14 protein-coding genes are annotated in these 13,541 nt (G+C 67.1%); 7 read left to right on the forward strand and 7 right to left on the reverse strand.

Going from position 1 to position 13,541, the window contains the following annotated elements:
• Window positions 1-15 precede the first annotated feature (15 nt).
• Genes N8I71_RS03810 through N8I71_RS03835 form a run of 6 tightly spaced genes read left to right on the forward strand, consistent with a single transcriptional unit; the run spans window position 16 to window position 4,663 of the window.
• Entirely contained in the window at window positions 16-807 is a 792-nt protein-coding gene (locus N8I71_RS03810; protein ID WP_262876602.1) for an ABC transporter ATP-binding protein, read from the forward strand.
• The gene (locus N8I71_RS03815) at window positions 804-1,628 is read left to right on the forward strand and encodes an ABC transporter ATP-binding protein (protein ID WP_262876603.1); all 825 of its coding nucleotides are present in this window, start codon (window positions 804-806) and stop codon (window positions 1,626-1,628) included. The genes N8I71_RS03810 and N8I71_RS03815 overlap by 4 nt, the downstream gene beginning before the upstream one ends.
• Window positions 1,625-1,984: a hypothetical protein gene (locus N8I71_RS03820; protein ID WP_262876604.1), complete on the forward strand. Its 360-nt coding sequence runs from the start codon at window positions 1,625-1,627 to the stop codon at window positions 1,982-1,984. The genes N8I71_RS03815 and N8I71_RS03820 overlap by 4 nt, the downstream gene beginning before the upstream one ends.
• A complete protein-coding gene (locus tag N8I71_RS03825; RefSeq protein ID WP_262876605.1) occupies window positions 1,981-2,343 on the forward strand; it encodes a hypothetical protein in 363 nt (120 codons plus the stop codon). The genes N8I71_RS03820 and N8I71_RS03825 overlap by 4 nt, the downstream gene beginning before the upstream one ends.
• 2 nt (window positions 2,344-2,345) lie before the next feature.
• Window positions 2,346-3,356, forward strand: a complete 1,011-nt coding sequence (locus tag N8I71_RS03830) for a branched-chain amino acid ABC transporter permease (protein ID WP_262876606.1) — start codon at window positions 2,346-2,348, stop codon at window positions 3,354-3,356.
• Complete coding sequence (locus N8I71_RS03835) at window positions 3,353-4,663, forward strand: branched-chain amino acid ABC transporter permease (RefSeq protein ID WP_262876607.1); 1,311 nt, start codon at window positions 3,353-3,355, stop codon at window positions 4,661-4,663. The genes N8I71_RS03830 and N8I71_RS03835 overlap by 4 nt, the downstream gene beginning before the upstream one ends.
• A gap of 54 nt (window positions 4,664-4,717) precedes the next feature.
• On the opposite strand, the gene N8I71_RS03840 is transcribed toward N8I71_RS03835, so the two are convergent.
• The 4 genes from N8I71_RS03840 to N8I71_RS03855 all read right to left on the reverse strand — a co-directional run bounded on the left by N8I71_RS03840 (window position 4,718) and on the right by N8I71_RS03855 (window position 9,669).
• Complete coding sequence (locus N8I71_RS03840) at window positions 4,718-5,494, reverse strand: enoyl-CoA hydratase-related protein (protein ID WP_262876608.1); 777 nt, start codon at window positions 5,492-5,494, stop codon at window positions 4,718-4,720.
• 76 nt (window positions 5,495-5,570) lie between these two features.
• Window positions 5,571-6,029, reverse strand: coding sequence for a cytochrome c-type biogenesis protein (locus N8I71_RS03845; RefSeq protein ID WP_262876609.1), 459 nt, complete (start codon window positions 6,027-6,029; stop codon window positions 5,571-5,573).
• Entirely contained in the window at window positions 6,026-8,011 is a 1,986-nt protein-coding gene (locus tag N8I71_RS03850; protein WP_262876610.1) for a heme lyase CcmF/NrfE family subunit, read from the reverse strand. The genes N8I71_RS03845 and N8I71_RS03850 overlap by 4 nt, the downstream gene beginning before the upstream one ends.
• 110 nt (window positions 8,012-8,121) lie before the next feature.
• Window positions 8,122-9,669 carry a DUF853 domain-containing protein gene (locus N8I71_RS03855; protein WP_262876611.1) on the reverse strand — a complete coding sequence of 516 codons (1,548 nt, stop codon included), beginning with the start codon at window positions 9,667-9,669 and terminating at the stop codon, window positions 8,122-8,124.
• A gap of 539 nt (window positions 9,670-10,208) precedes the next feature.
• Here N8I71_RS03855 and N8I71_RS03860 point away from each other — a divergent pair.
• Window positions 10,209-10,844, forward strand: a complete 636-nt coding sequence (locus N8I71_RS03860; RefSeq protein WP_262876612.1) for an invasion associated locus B family protein — start codon at window positions 10,209-10,211, stop codon at window positions 10,842-10,844.
• Window positions 10,845-10,907: 63 nt separating this feature from the next.
• Here N8I71_RS03860 and N8I71_RS03865 read toward each other — a convergent pair whose 3' ends face one another.
• The 3 genes from N8I71_RS03865 to N8I71_RS03875 are packed head-to-tail and all read right to left on the reverse strand — an operon-like array spanning window position 10,908 to window position 13,535.
• Window positions 10,908-12,119 (reverse strand): beta-ketoacyl-[acyl-carrier-protein] synthase family protein, encoded by a 1,212-nt coding sequence (locus N8I71_RS03865; RefSeq protein WP_262876613.1) that lies wholly within the window; start codon window positions 12,117-12,119, stop codon window positions 10,908-10,910.
• Window positions 12,120-12,129: 10 nt separating this feature from the next.
• Entirely contained in the window at window positions 12,130-12,399 is a 270-nt protein-coding gene (locus N8I71_RS03870) for an acyl carrier protein (RefSeq protein WP_262876614.1), read from the reverse strand.
• A 35-nt stretch (window positions 12,400-12,434) separates the two neighbouring features.
• Window positions 12,435-13,535: a UDP-3-O-(3-hydroxymyristoyl)glucosamine N-acyltransferase gene (locus N8I71_RS03875; RefSeq protein ID WP_262876615.1), complete on the reverse strand. Its 1,101-nt coding sequence runs from the start codon at window positions 13,533-13,535 to the stop codon at window positions 12,435-12,437.
• Window positions 13,536-13,541: the final 6 nt, after the last annotated feature.

Below are 13,541 nucleotides of genomic sequence, written 5' to 3' on the forward strand. Positions count from 1 at the left end.
TTGCGGGGGATTTGCATGATCGAGGTTCGCGACATCCACAAGCACTTCGGCGGTTTCCATGCCGTCGACGGGGCGTCGCTCCGGATCGAGACGGGCTCGATCACCGGGCTCGTCGGGCCCAACGGTGCGGGAAAAACGACCCTTTTCAACGTGATCGCGGGCGTTCTTCCACCGACTTCCGGCACCGTCATCATGGACGGCGAAGACATCACCGGGCTTACGCCGCACGAACTGTTCTCCAAGGGCCTGTTGCGGACCTTCCAGATCGCGCACGAGTTTTCATCGATGTCCTGCCGCGAGAACCTGATGATGGTGCCCGCCGGCCAGTCCGGCGAAAGCCTGTGGAACACATGGTTCGGTCGCCGCCGCATCGCCGACGAGGAACGCGCGCTGCGCGCCAAGGCCGACGAGGTGCTGGAGTTCCTGACCATCGAGCATCTGGCCGACCACCCCGCCGGCATGGTCTCGGGCGGGCAGAAGAAACTGCTGGAGCTCGGGCGCACGATGATGGTCGACGCCAAGATCGTCTTCCTCGACGAGGTCGGCGCGGGCGTGAACCGGACGCTGCTGAACACCATCGGCGACGCGATCATCCGGCTGAACCAGGACCGCGGCTACACCTTCTGCATGATCGAGCACGACATGGATTTCATCGGGCGGCTCTGCGACCCGGTCATCGTCATGGCCGAGGGGCGCGTTCTGGCGGAGGGCACGATCGCCGAGATCAAGGCCAACGAACAGGTGATCGAGGCCTACCTGGGTACGGGCCTGAAGAACAAGGACAAGCTCCAGGAGACGGGCGCGTGAGCACGGGCAACCCCTACCAGGACGACCGCGGCAACAAGGACCGCTCGATCACGCGCGAAGGCAGCGGGACGCTCATGCCGTCGCCCGGCACCGGCGAGCGGGTCAATACCTCCGATGCCTATCTCATCGGGGACACGATGTCGGGCGGCTACGGCCAGGGGCCGGACATCCTGCACGACTGCACCATCGCCGTGAACCCCGGCGAGATCGCTGTCATTGTGGGGCCCAACGGCGCGGGCAAATCCACCGCCATGAAGGCCGTCTTCGGCATGCTGAACGTGCGCAAGGGCTCGGTCCGGCTCGACGGCGAGGACATAACGGACCTCTCGCCGCAGGACCGCGTGCTGAAGGGCATGGGCTTCGTGCCGCAGACCTCCAACATCTTTCCCTCGCTCACCGTCGAGGAGAACCTCGAGATGGGCGCCTATACCCGGACCGACGATTTCCGCGGGACGATGGAGCAGGTCTATACCCTGTTCCCGATCCTCAAGGACAAGCGGCGGCAGGCGGCGGGTGAATTGTCCGGCGGGCAGCGACAGCAGGTCGCCGTTGGCCGCGCGCTGATGACCAAGCCAAAGGTCCTTATGCTCGACGAACCGACCGCCGGCGTCTCGCCCATCGTGATGGACGAACTGTTCGACCGGATCATCGAGGTCTCCCGCACCGGCATCCCAATCCTGATGGTCGAGCAGAACGCCCGCCAGGCGCTCGAGATCGCCGACCGGGGATACGTGCTGGTGCAGGGACGCAACGCGCATACCGGGACGGGCAAGGACCTGCTTGCCGACCCCGAGGTGCGGCGGAGCTTTCTCGGCGGATGAGGGGCGCGGCCCTCATATCCCTGGCGGTCCTCGCCCTGCCCCTGCCGGCTTCGGCCCAGGCCATCGCCTGCGCCTTCACGCTGGTCTGCGCACCCGAGATCGAATGCGAGCCGCACGAGGGCATCCCCTTCGAGATCGGCTATTCCGAGGGAACCCACTGGATCGAGGTCGACGGGGTCGAGGTCGCGGGCGTTCCCGTGACGGAGGATCCCCTGTCGCTGGTCTTCGCCGCGGGCGAAGAGACGCTTCTCTTCACCCTGTCGGACGACGGCGAAGGGGCGCTGACCCGGCACGTCGCCCAATCCGGGGCGCGCCTTGCCGTGGCGACCTTCGTCGGCCGGTGCGTGACGGCATGATGCGCCTTGTCCCCTTCCTCGCGCTTCTCGCCCTGCCCGCGGCCGCGGAGCCCTGGGCCTGCACCTTCACGGTGGAGTGCGTGGCGGGCGAGGCCTGCGGCGAAAGCGCCTTCGAGGCAGAGGTTATCGCCGCCGACCACGCGGGCGAGCTGTTCCTGTCCACCGTCACCGGCGACAGCCGGATCGCGCGGCTGACCGGGCCGGACGAACTGCCCGCCACCTATGCAAGCGCGGGGGCCTCGGGGCTGGCCGAGCTCCTGACGATCGAGGCGGACCTGACCGCGCTGATGTCGGTCCACATCTTCGACGGCGCCGCGGCGGCCGTCACCTATTTCGGAACCTGCGAGGAGCTGCGCTGAGCATGGATTTTCTCAACGCCATCGTGGCGCTCATGAATTTCGTCATCATCCCGGCGACGGCCTATGGCGCGCAGCTGGCGCTCGGCGCGCTCGGCGTCACGCTGATCTACGGAATCCTGCGTTTCTCGAACTTCGCCCACGGCGACACGATGGCCTTCGGGGCGATGGTGACGATCCTCGTGACCTGGGGCCTGCAGGCGGCGGGCATCACGCTCGGTCCCCTGCCCACGGCGCTGCTCGCCCTGCCCTTCGGGATTCTCGCCACGGGCCTGCTCGTGCTCGGGACGGACAGGCTGGTCTACCGCTTCTACCGGCAGCAGAAGGCCAAGCCGATCATCTTCGTGATCGCCTCAATCGGGGTCATGTTCATCCTCAACGGCATCGTCCGTTTCATCATCGGTGTGGATGACCAGCGCTTTACCGACGGCGAACGGTTCATCATCTCGGCGCGCACCTTCCGCGACATGACCGGACTCGAGGAGGGACTGGCGTTCCGCACCACACAAGGCATCACCATCGTCGTGGTGCTGATCGCGGTGATCCTGCTGTTCTGGTTCCTCAACCGGACGCGCACCGGCAAGGCGATGCGGGCCTTTTCCGACAACGAGGACCTCGCGCTGTTGTCGGGCATCAATCCCGAGCGCGTGGTGATGATAACCTGGCTCATCGTTGCGGCGCTGGCCACCACGGCGGGCGTCCTTTACGGCCTCGACAAGAGCTTCAAGCCCTTCACCTACTTCCAGCTTCTGCTGCCGATCTTCGCGGCGGCCATCGTCGGCGGCCTGGGCAACCCGGTGGGCGCGATCCTCGGCGGCTTTCTCATCGCCTTCTCGGAGGTCGGGGTCACCTATGCGTTCCGCAAGGTGGTTGGCTACCTGGCACCCGGCGACTGGGAGCCCGAGGGCCTCCTTCAGCTGCTGTCGACCGACTACAAGTTCGCGGTCAGCTTCGGCATCCTGCTGATCGTTCTCCTGTTCCGCCCGACCGGGATCATGAAAGGCAAATCGGTATGACGCGGCAAGTCGACATGCGGGCCATCGCCCTTTTCGCGCTCGTCGCCCTTCTCTTCATCGGCACGGGCTTCGCGCAGTCGTGGAACACGGCGCTGACGATCTTCAACATGGGTCTCGTGTCCGCCATCATGGCGCTCGGCGTGAACATGCAGTGGGGCTACGCGGGCCTTTTCAATGTCGGCATCATGGGCTTCGTCGCGCTTGGCGGTCTCGCCGCCGTGCTGGTGTCCATGCCGCCCGTGGAGGAGGCCTGGGCCGCTGGCGGTATCCGCGTGCTGCTCGGCCTCGTCCTCGGGGCCGCGACCATCGTCGCCGCGATCCTCGCGTGGTCGCGTCTGCCGAAGGGACGGCTCAGGGTGCTTGTGATGATCGCGATCCTGGTCGGCGGCTTCTTCATCTACCGCGAGGTGTTCGACGGGGGCGTGTCCGCCATCGAGGCGGTCAACCCCGCCTCCACGGGCTACCTCGGTGGCCTCGGCCTGCCCGTCATCCTGGCGTGGCCCGTCGGCGGCCTGCTTGCGGCCGGCGCGGCCTGGATCATCGGCAAGACCGCGCTGGGGCTGCGCTCGGACTACCTCGCCATCGCGACGCTGGGGATTTCCGAGATCATCATCGCGATCCTCAAGAACGAGGACTGGCTCGCACGGGGCGTGAAAAACGTGACGGGCGTGCCCCGCCCGGTTCCCTACGAAGTCGATCTGCAACGATCCGAGAGTTTCCTGGGCCTTGCCGACAGGATGGGCGTCGACCCCGTCACCTTCTCCTCGATCACGGTGAAACTGTCCTACGCCGCGCTGTTCCTGGTCGTGCTTCTCGGTCTGATCTGGCTGTCGGAGAAGGCACTGAATTCGCCCTGGGGCCGGATGATGCGCGCGATCCGCGACAACGAGACGGCGGCCGAGGCCATGGGCAAGGACGTGAAGGCCCGGCACCTGCAGATCTTCATCCTCGGCTCCGCCGTCTGCGGGCTTGCGGGCGCGATGATGACGACGCTCGACAGCCAGCTCGTCCCCGGCACCTACCAGCCGCTTCGCTTCACCTTCCTCATCTGGGTCATGGTGATCGTCGGCGGGTCGGGCAACAACTGGGGCGCGGTGCTGGGCGGGTTCCTGATCTGGTGGCTCTGGATCATGGTCGAGCCACTGGGCCTCGGACTGATGCAGATGATCACGTCGGGCATGGCCGAAGGCTCGTGGCTGCGGGCGCACCTGATCGACTCGGCCGCCTACATGCGGCTCTTCACGATGGGGCTGGTCCTGCTTCTGGTGCTGCGGTTCAGCCCCCGGGGCCTCATCCCCGAGCGGTGAACGGGCGATGGTGGACGAGCCAGCGCAGCGGCGGTCGGCTCGTCCCGGTTACCCTCAGCGGCCTTCGAAGACGGGCGCGCGCTTCTCGATGAAGGCCATGACGCCTTCCTTGAAGTCGCGGGTGTTGCCGCACTGGCCCTGAAGCTGGCCCTCGAGCAGCAATTGCTCCTGCAGAGAGTTGCCGAAGCTTGCCTGCAACGCCGTCTTGATCCGCTTGTAGGCCTCGGTCGGGCCATGGGCGAGATGCGCGGCGCGTCCGCGCCAGACCGTCTCGAACTCCTCGTCCGCGACCGCCTCCCAGATCATGCCCCAGGACGCGGCCTGCTCGGCGGTGATCTTGTCGGCGAAAAGGGAGGCGCCCATCGCGCGCGCCAGCCCAACCTGCCGAGGCAGCGCCCATGTGCCGCCCGCGTCGGGGATAAGGCCGATCCGGCTGAAGGCCTGGATGAAACTCGCCGATTGCGCCGCGATCACCACGTCACAGACCAACGCGAGGTTCGCGCCCGCGCCCGCCGCGGTTCCGTTCACGGCGGCGATGACCGGAACCGGGCAATCCACGACCGCGGTCAGCATCGGGATGTACTCGTCCCGGAGCGTGCGTTCGAGGTTGATCGAGCCCACGTTCGCCCGGTCGCCGAGGTCCTGCCCCGAGCAGAAGGCACGCCCCTCGCCCGTCAGGACGACGACCCGCGCCGAGGCTCCGGCGGTGCCGACCGCATGGGTGATCTCGGCCCGCATCTGGGTGTTGAGCGCGTTCATCACCTCCGGCCGGCGGAGCGTGATGACCGTGACGCCATCGGCGTCCTCGCGGGTGATCGTCTGGTAGTCCATGGGCATCGTTGCTCCCTTCCGGTTCCGGTCGGGAGACTAGCAGAGCGGCGCGGGAGGAAAACCTCCCGACGCTGCGTCACTCGCGCAGGATTTCCTTCAGCCGCGCGGCCTCGTCCTCGTTGAGGGCAACCTCGGTCGGGGCGGGCGCGCCCGCGCGGCGGCGGATGTAGACGACCGACAGGCCGAGACCCAGCAGAAGCAGCACCGGTGCAGCCAGCCAGAGCGCGATGGTCGAGCCGCGCATCGGCGGGCTGAGCAGGACGTATTCGCCGTAGCGATCCACGATGTAGGCGACGACTTCCTCGTCGCTGTCGCCCTGCACCAGCCTGTCGCGCACGAGAAGGCGCAGCTCGCGGGCAAGTTCGGCATGCGATTCGTCGATCGACTCGTTGCGGCAGACGATGCAGCGCAGCCCGGCGGAGATGTCGCGCGCGCGTTCCTCCATCACGGGATCGGGCAGCACTTCGTCCGGCTGCACCGCCACGGCCGGGAAGGCCAGCATGAGCGACAGGATAAGGGCAGCGAGGACCCTCATTCCGCCGGAACCCCCTCGGTCGGGGTGGTGCGTGCCGCGCCTGCGGCCACGCGATACCGCCGGTCCGACAGCGAGAAGAAGCCGCCGAGCGCCATGATGATCGTCCCGCCCCAGATCCAGTTCGCGAAGGGCTTGATCCAGGTCCGGACGGCCCAGCCGCCGTTGTCCTGCGGATCGCCGAGCGTCACGTAGACATCACGGGTGAAGCCGTTGTTGATCCCGGCTTCCGTCGTGGGCATGCCGGCAACCGGGTAGATCCGTCGCTCGGGATGCATTTCGGAGACAAGGCGCCCCGTCTCGATTTCGCGCACGGCGACGGTGGCCGTGGTCGAGATGTAGTTGGGGCCGCGGACGTTCTCGTCCACCCGGACGAGTTCGATCTCGTAGGCGCCGACCTGGTAGGGTTCACCGATTTGCGCCACGCGGATATCCTCGACCTGGTAGCCGGTCAGGGTCACGATGCCGAACATGGTGATGCCGACGCCGGCATGGGCGATGGTCTTGCCCCAGTCTGCACGCGGCAGCCGCGTCAGCCGGCCAAGCCGGTAACCGATCCCGCCGCGGCCGGTGCGCGACCAGATATCGACGGCAGCGCCCGCGACAAGCCATGTCGACAGCGCGACGCCGATCGGCGCAAGCGCGGAATGGCCGGTGAACATCGCCCAGGCCAGAAGCCCGGTGGCGAGCGCCAGAACCATCGCAGGCACCAGGGCGCGCACGGCCTTGCCGAGGCTCGCCCGCTTCCACGGAAGCATCGCGCCGATGGGAAGCGCCACGGCAAGCGCGAAGACGAAGGGCGTGAAGGCGGCGTTGAAGAAGGGCGGCCCGACCGACAGCGTACGGTCGAAGAACATCTCGGCGATCAGCGGCCAGATCGTGCCGATGAAGACGACGAACGTCGACACGGCCAGAAGCAGGTTGTTCACCACGAGGCCCGACTCGCGGCTGACGGTCGCGAAGACGCCCTTGGCCTCCATCGCGCCCGCCCTGAGCGCGAAGAGAAGCAGAGCGCCGCCCATGAAGAAACCGAGAATCATCAGGATGAAGACCCCCCGCTCGGGGTCGTTGGCGAAGGCGTGCACGGACGTCAGCACGCCCGAGCGCACGATGAAGGTGCCGATGAGCGAAAAGCCGAAGGCGAGGATCGCCAGCAGGATCGACCAGGATTTCAGCGCCTCGCGCTTTTCCACCACGATGGCCGAGTGCAGCAGCGCGGCAGCGATCAGCCAGGGCATGAAGGACGCGTTTTCGACCGGATCCCAGAACCAGAAGCCGCCCCAGCCAAGCTCGTAATAGGCCCACCAGGACCCCAGGCCGATGCCGATGGTCAGAAAGACCCACGCCGCCAGCGTCCATGGCCGGACCCAGCGGCCCCAAGCGGCATCGACGCGCCCCTCGATCAGCGCCGCCACGGCGAAGGAGAACGCCATCGAGAGGCCGACGTAGCCGAGGTAGAGGAACGGCGGATGGAAGGCGAGGCCCGGATCCTGCAGGAGCGGGTTGAGATCCTGCCCGTCGAAGGGCGGTGTGCCGACCCGCAGGAACGGGTTCGACGTGAACAGGATGAAGGCGAAGAAGGCCGCCGCGACCGAAGACTGCACCGCAAGCACCCGCGCCTTGAGGGTGGGCGGCAGGTTGCCTCCGAACCAGGCGGCGCAGGCCCCGAACAGCGTGAGGATCAGCACCCACAGCAGGAGCGATCCCTCGTGGTTCCCCCAGACCCCCGTGACCTTGTAGAGCATCGGCTTCAGCGTGTGCGAATTCGCGATCACGAGGCTGAGCGAGAAGTCCGAGGTCACGAAGGCGTAGGTCAACGCCCCGAAACTGAACGCCGTCAGCAGGAACTGCGTCGTCGCGGCGGGTTCGGCCACGGCCATCCAGCCGGGGCGGTTCTGATGCGCGCCGATGAGCGGCACGATCATCTGGAAGACCGCCACCATGAAGGCGAGGATCAACGCGAAGTGTCCGAGTTCTACGATCATGACGTGTACTCTAGGCTTCTGGTGTCGGCGGGCCAAGTGGATGCGTCAGTGCGGCGCATCGAAAGTCACTATGTCGTGAACGCCCGCCCACCGGGTGGTGGCAAATGCCCTCAGCGGCCTCGGAAAAGGCCGCCGAGAACGCCCCGCACCATCGCCTGCCCCGACTTGGTGCCAAGCTGCCGAGCGAAGCTTTTGGCGAAGGTGGTGGCGATGCTGTCGGACCGCGAAGAGCTGGTGCGCGTGGACGAGCGATCCACGCCCGTTCCGGTATAGCGGCGCGCGGCCTTGAATTCGCGCTCTTCCTCCGCCTTGGCCTCGGTCTCGGCGCGTTCGGCTTCTTCCGCTTCCCGCGCGGCCTCCTCGGCGCGGGCGCGCAGGATCTCGAAGGCGCTCTCGCGGTCGACGCTTGTCTCGTATTTCCCGACCAGCGGCGACATCCCCATCAGGGCCGCACGCGTCGCGTCGGCCAGTGGCCCCAGCTGGGACGAGGGTGGGCGAATGAGCGTGCGTTGGGCCACGCCGGGGACGCCCTTCTTCTCCAGCATCGAGGTCACGGCCTCGCCCACGCCCACCTCGCGGATCGCGTCCTCGATGTCGAAATCGGGGTTCGTGCGGTAGTTCTGCGCCGCCTGCCTCAGGTCGCGCTGGTCCTTCGCGGTGAAGGCCCTGAGCGCGTGCTGCACGCGGTTGCCGAGCTGGCCCAGCACGTCCTCGGGCACGTCGGCGGGGTTCTGCGTGACGAAATAGACGCCGACCCCCTTGGATCGGATCAGGCGGGCCACCTGCTCCACCTTGTCGACCAGCGCCTTGGGGGCGTCGTCGAACAGCAGATGCGCCTCGTCGAAGAAGAACACGAGCTTCGGTTTGTCGGGATCGCCCACCTCGGGCAGCGTCTCGAACAGTTCGGAAAGAAGCCACAGCAGGAACGTCGCGTAGAGCCGGGGCGACTGCATCAACGTGTCGGCGGCCAGGATGTTGATCCGCCCAAGCCCTTCCGCGTCGGTGAGAAACAGGTCCGACAGCTCCAGCGCCGGTTCCCCGAAGAGCCTGTCGCCCCCCTGCCCCTCCAGCACCAGAAGCCGCCTCTGGATCGCGCCGATCGAGGCGGGCGAGACATTGCCATAGCGCAGCGACAGATCCTGGCGGTTTTCGCCCACCCAGACCAGAAGCGCCTGGAGATCCTTGAGGTCGAGGAGGCCGAGGCCCTGTTCGTCCGCGACGCGGAAGGCGATGTTGAGCACACCCTCCTGCGCCTCGGTCAGTTCCAGAAGGCGCGACAGCAGGAGCGGCCCCATCTCGGAGACGGTGGTGCGCACCGGGTGCCCCTTCTGGCCGAAGAGATCCCAGAACGTCACCGGAAAGGCGCGGTAAGAATAGTCGGCAAATCCGATCTTCGCCGCCCGTTCCGTGAAGGCGCCGTGAAGCTTGAAATCCGGGCTTCCCGACGCGCCGAGGCCGGAAAGATCACCCTTCACGTCCGACAGGATCACCGGAACGCCGTTGGCCGAAAAGCTCTCGGCGAGGATCTGGAGCGTCACGGTCTTGCCGGTCCCGGTGGCGCCCGCGATCAGCCCGTGACGGTTGGCGTATTTCAGGAGCAGTTCCTGAGGCGCGCCATACTCGGCGCCGCCCCCGCCGATGAAAATCCCTTCGTCCATGACGTTTTCCCGCCCCCTCGTGATTGGCGCCCCGATACGCGCGGGCGCGGTCCGGGCACGAAAATACAATCTTAATGTTTCTGCGCCAGTCTGTGTTTCGGTTCCGGCACTTCTGGCCGTCGGGACTGACTTCCTCCCTGTCGACTGGCCGCGTCCGCACACCACGGACGCGGCCTTTTTTCGCTGACGAACCGGGGCCGGGGCCCGCTTCGAGACGCCCGCCGGACGCCCTTGCAAACGAAAGAAATTGGTCGTTGACGCACGGACCCGTCTGGCATAGCGTCCGTCCCAGAAAGTCGGCCAGTCCGACAGGGAGAGAAAAAATGCAAAGGGTCCGCTTGCCGGACCCTTTCGCTATTTGGGCCGGCCACCTGCCGCGCGGCCGCACCGGCGGTCATTCGCCAGCGCCCCGCCGCACCTCGACCCGGTTGGTCTGCGTGGCCCAGTTTAGCCCCTGACACCGCGGGCGCTTCGTGGTAGCGAACGGTCCACGACAACAGGCAAGGCCATCAGGAAGAGACTGACTCATGCGGAAATTCATGCATCTTCTCCGTCCCATCGCCCTCACCGCCGCTGCCGCGACGCTGCCGTTCACGGCCATCGCCCAGGATACGGCGACAGAACGCGAGCCCGGCGAACCCTACGTGGCGGAGGTCTTCTCCGACTGGGAACTGCGCTGCATCACCGCCGCCGAGGCGGATCAGCCCGAACGCTGCGAGATGTTCCAGCTGCTTCTGGACGACCAGGACAACCCCGTGGCCGTCTTCCGTGTCTCCGTGCCCATGGTCCCGGCCGAGGATCAGGTCGCCGAGATCTCCATCGTCACGCCGCTCGAAACCCTGCTGGCGCCGGGTCTCCGGCTCCGGATCGACGACGGCGAGGCGGCGGGCATCCGCTACACGCTCTGCGAGCCCACGGGTTGCCTCGCGCGGGTGCCGCTGTCGAACGATAACGTCGAAGCCTTCAAGGCCGGCGGCGACGCCTTCCTCGAGATCCTCGCGCTGGTGCGCGGCGATCTGGGCGAGATCGGCGGCATTCCGATCCAGCTGACGGCATCGCTTCGCGGCTTCACCGCCGCCTACGACGCGCTGCAGGAAAGCCACGTCGCCTTTGCCGAACTCGTCGCCCAGCTTCAGGCCGAAGCGGCCGCCGCGAGCGAAGGCGCGACCGAGTAACGCGATCCACATTGCACGGACGCGGCCCGCCCCGGTGGCGGGCCGTTTTCGTTCCGGGAGGCGTCAGGGCGCGGCGCGCAGCGCGAGGACAGCGTTCAATCCGCCGAAGGCGAAGGCGTTGGACAGGACCGCTCCGACCTTTGCCTCGCGCGCCACGTTCGGAACGACGTCGAGCGCGCATTCCGGATCCGGTTCCTCGTAACCAATTGTCGGCGCGATGATGCCGTCCCGGAGCGCCATGATGCAGGCCAGGAGTTCGACCGCGCCCGTGCCGCCGATCAGGTGGCCGTGCATCGACTTGGTCGAGGAGATCATCAGGTCGTCGGCATGATGCCCGAAGGCATGGGCGACGGCCGCGCATTCGACCTTGTCGTTGGCCGCGGTGCCCGTGCCATGGGCGTTGATGTAGCCGATGGCCGATGGGTCGAGGCGCGCGTCGCGCAGCGCGCCGGTGATCGCTCGCGCGGCACCCTGCTGGCTCGGCATGACAATATCGGCGGCGTCCGACGTCATGGCGAAACCCACGACCTCGGCCAGGATCTCGGCCCCGCGCTGCTTCGCGTGCTCGTATTCCTCGAAGACGAAGACCGCTGCGCCCTCGCCCTGCACCATGCCGTTGCGATTGGCGCTGAACGGGCGGCAGGCGTCCTTGGACATCACGCGCAGCCCTTCCCAGGCCTTGATGCCGCCGAAGGACAGCATCGCCTCGGAGCCGCCGGTGATCATGACGTCGGCGCCGCCGCCGCGGATCAGCTGGAAGGCAAGTCCCATCGCGTGGTTCGACGAGGCGCAGGCGGTCGCGACCGAGAAGGACGGCCCCTTGAGGTTCCACTCCATCGAGACATGGCTGGCCGCCGCATTGTTCATCAGCTTCGGCACGACGAAGGGATGGACGCGGTTCTTCCCCTCCTCGTAGACCGAACGGTAGTTCTCGTCCCAGGTATTCACGCCGCCGCCCGCAGTGCCGAAGACGACGCCCGAGCGCGCGGCGAGATCGCCCGCGAAAGTCAGGCCCGCACCGTGCAGCGCCTGGCGCGCCGCGATCAGCGTGAACTGCGTGAACCGGTCATAAAGCGCGATCTGCTGGCGGTTGAACAGGGCCTCGGGGTCGTAGCCGGTGACCTGCCCGCCGATCTTGACCGACAGCCGCTCGACGTCCCGCAGCTCGAGCGGCCCGATGCCGCACCGCCCTTCGCGCATCGCCTCGAGCGTCTGCGGAACATCGTGGCCGAGCGCGTTGATCGTGCCCTGGCCGGTGATGACGACACGTCTCATGGGGTGCGGTTCACGTCGATTTCTGCTCGGCGACCAGCGCCTCGACAGCAGCGACGATGGCCGCGACCGACGAGATGTCGAAGTCGCTCGCCTCGGGCTCGTTGGCATTGAAAGGGACCTGGATGTCGAACGCCTCTTCGATGGCGAAGATCGATTCCACCAGCCCGAGACTGTCGATCCCGAGGTCCTGAAGCGTGGCATCCATCGACACGTCGCCGGGTTCCAGAACGGCCTGTTCGGCGATGATGGCGATCACCTTGTCCCTGATGCTCTCAGACATTGACCCACCTTTCCGACGCTACTCGCCCGCGTCCCTTACGGTGTCCGGTCGCCCTTGAAAACGGCTTTCTTGAGGTCTTCAACCGTCCGCGCAAGACGCGGCAGGCGACGGAGCGCCTTGTACATCTCCACATGCGTGTCCATCTTCACCGCCGGGCTGCCCATGAGCATCCGGCCGGAGGGCACATTGGAGTAGATCTTGGTCGCGCCCGCGGCCACCACGTCCGAGCCGATCTCGATATTGTCCGAGACCCCGCACTGGCCGCCGAGCACGACACGGTCGCCCAGAACCGCCGACCCCGCGAAGCCCACCTGCCCGCACAGAAGACAGTCGCGCCCGATGCGGCAGTTGTGCCCGATATGCACGAGGTTGTCGATCTTGGTGCCGTCGCCGATGACGGTATCCGCGACGGTGCCCCGGTCGATGGCCGCGTTCGCCCCGATCTCCACGTCGTCCCCGATCACAAGCGAGCCGAGCGAATGGATCCGCGTCCAGCTTTGCGCGCCGGCGCTCGCGTGATCGGCGGTGCCAAGGCTCTCGCGGGCGGTCTCGACGTGGGACTTCTCGGGTGTCACGAAGGAAAAGCCGTCGCCGCCGAGGACGGCGCCCGGCTGGATCACGACGCGGTCGCCGATGCGGACGCGCGCACCGATGCGGACACCCGAATGGATCAGGGCATCCGCCCCGATCACGGCGCCTTCGGCCACTGTGACATGCGATGCGATCCGCGCCTTCGGTCCGATAAAGGCACCGGGCCCGACGACGACGAAGGGGCCTACATGTGCGCCCTCGCCAATCTCCGCGGTCGGGTCGATCACGGCCGTCGCGTGGATGCCCGGCGCAATGACCGGCCCTGGGTCCATGCGTTGCGTGACCCCGGCGAGCGCGTAACGCGGACGCGGCGCCACGATGGCGGCCTCGAGCCCCAGCGCGCGCCAGTCCATGCCCGGCCCGATCACGGCGGCACGCGCGTTGCCCTTGGCGAGGTCGGCCGCGTAACGCTCGGCCATTGCAAGCGCGAGGTCGTCCCGCCCGGCCGCGGCCGGTTCCGCGACACCGGTGACAATAATGTCATCGGCGCCCAGGGCCTCTGCCCCGAGCGCCGCCGCGATGTCGCTGATCCTGTAACCCGTCATTATGCC

This window comes from Roseicyclus sediminis, from assembly GCF_025515305.1.
In the GTDB taxonomy this organism is placed as follows: Bacteria; Pseudomonadota; Alphaproteobacteria; order Rhodobacterales; family Rhodobacteraceae; genus Roseibacterium; species Roseibacterium sediminis.

Bases quoted from the DNA above. Each gene is read 5' to 3' on its own strand.
- N8I71_RS03855 (WP_262876611.1), bottom strand. From the start codon at position 9,669: ATGGACGAAGGGATTTTCATCGGCGGGGGCGGCGCCGAGTATGGCGCG.
- N8I71_RS03830 (WP_262876606.1), top strand. From the start codon at position 2,346: ATGGATTTTCTCAACGCCATCGTGGCGCTCATGAATTTCGTCATCATC.
- N8I71_RS03870 (WP_262876614.1), bottom strand. From the start codon at position 12,399: ATGTCTGAGAGCATCAGGGACAAGGTGATCGCCATCATCGCCGAACAG.
- N8I71_RS03825 (WP_262876605.1), top strand. From the start codon at position 1,981: ATGATGCGCCTTGTCCCCTTCCTCGCGCTTCTCGCCCTGCCCGCGGCC.
- N8I71_RS03875 (WP_262876615.1), bottom strand. From the start codon at position 13,535: ATGACGGGTTACAGGATCAGCGACATCGCGGCGGCGCTCGGGGCAGAG.
- N8I71_RS03865 (WP_262876613.1), bottom strand. From the start codon at position 12,119: ATGAGACGTGTCGTCATCACCGGCCAGGGCACGATCAACGCGCTCGGC.
- N8I71_RS03860 (WP_262876612.1), top strand. From the start codon at position 10,209: ATGCATCTTCTCCGTCCCATCGCCCTCACCGCCGCTGCCGCGACGCTG.
- N8I71_RS03840 (WP_262876608.1), bottom strand. From the start codon at position 5,494: ATGGACTACCAGACGATCACCCGCGAGGACGCCGATGGCGTCACGGTC.
- N8I71_RS03850 (WP_262876610.1), bottom strand. From the start codon at position 8,011: ATGATCGTAGAACTCGGACACTTCGCGTTGATCCTCGCCTTCATGGTG.
- N8I71_RS03835 (WP_262876607.1), top strand. From the start codon at position 3,353: ATGACGCGGCAAGTCGACATGCGGGCCATCGCCCTTTTCGCGCTCGTC.
- N8I71_RS03845 (WP_262876609.1), bottom strand. From the start codon at position 6,029: ATGAGGGTCCTCGCTGCCCTTATCCTGTCGCTCATGCTGGCCTTCCCG.
- N8I71_RS03820 (WP_262876604.1), top strand. From the start codon at position 1,625: ATGAGGGGCGCGGCCCTCATATCCCTGGCGGTCCTCGCCCTGCCCCTG.
- N8I71_RS03810 (WP_262876602.1), top strand. From the start codon at position 16: ATGATCGAGGTTCGCGACATCCACAAGCACTTCGGCGGTTTCCATGCC.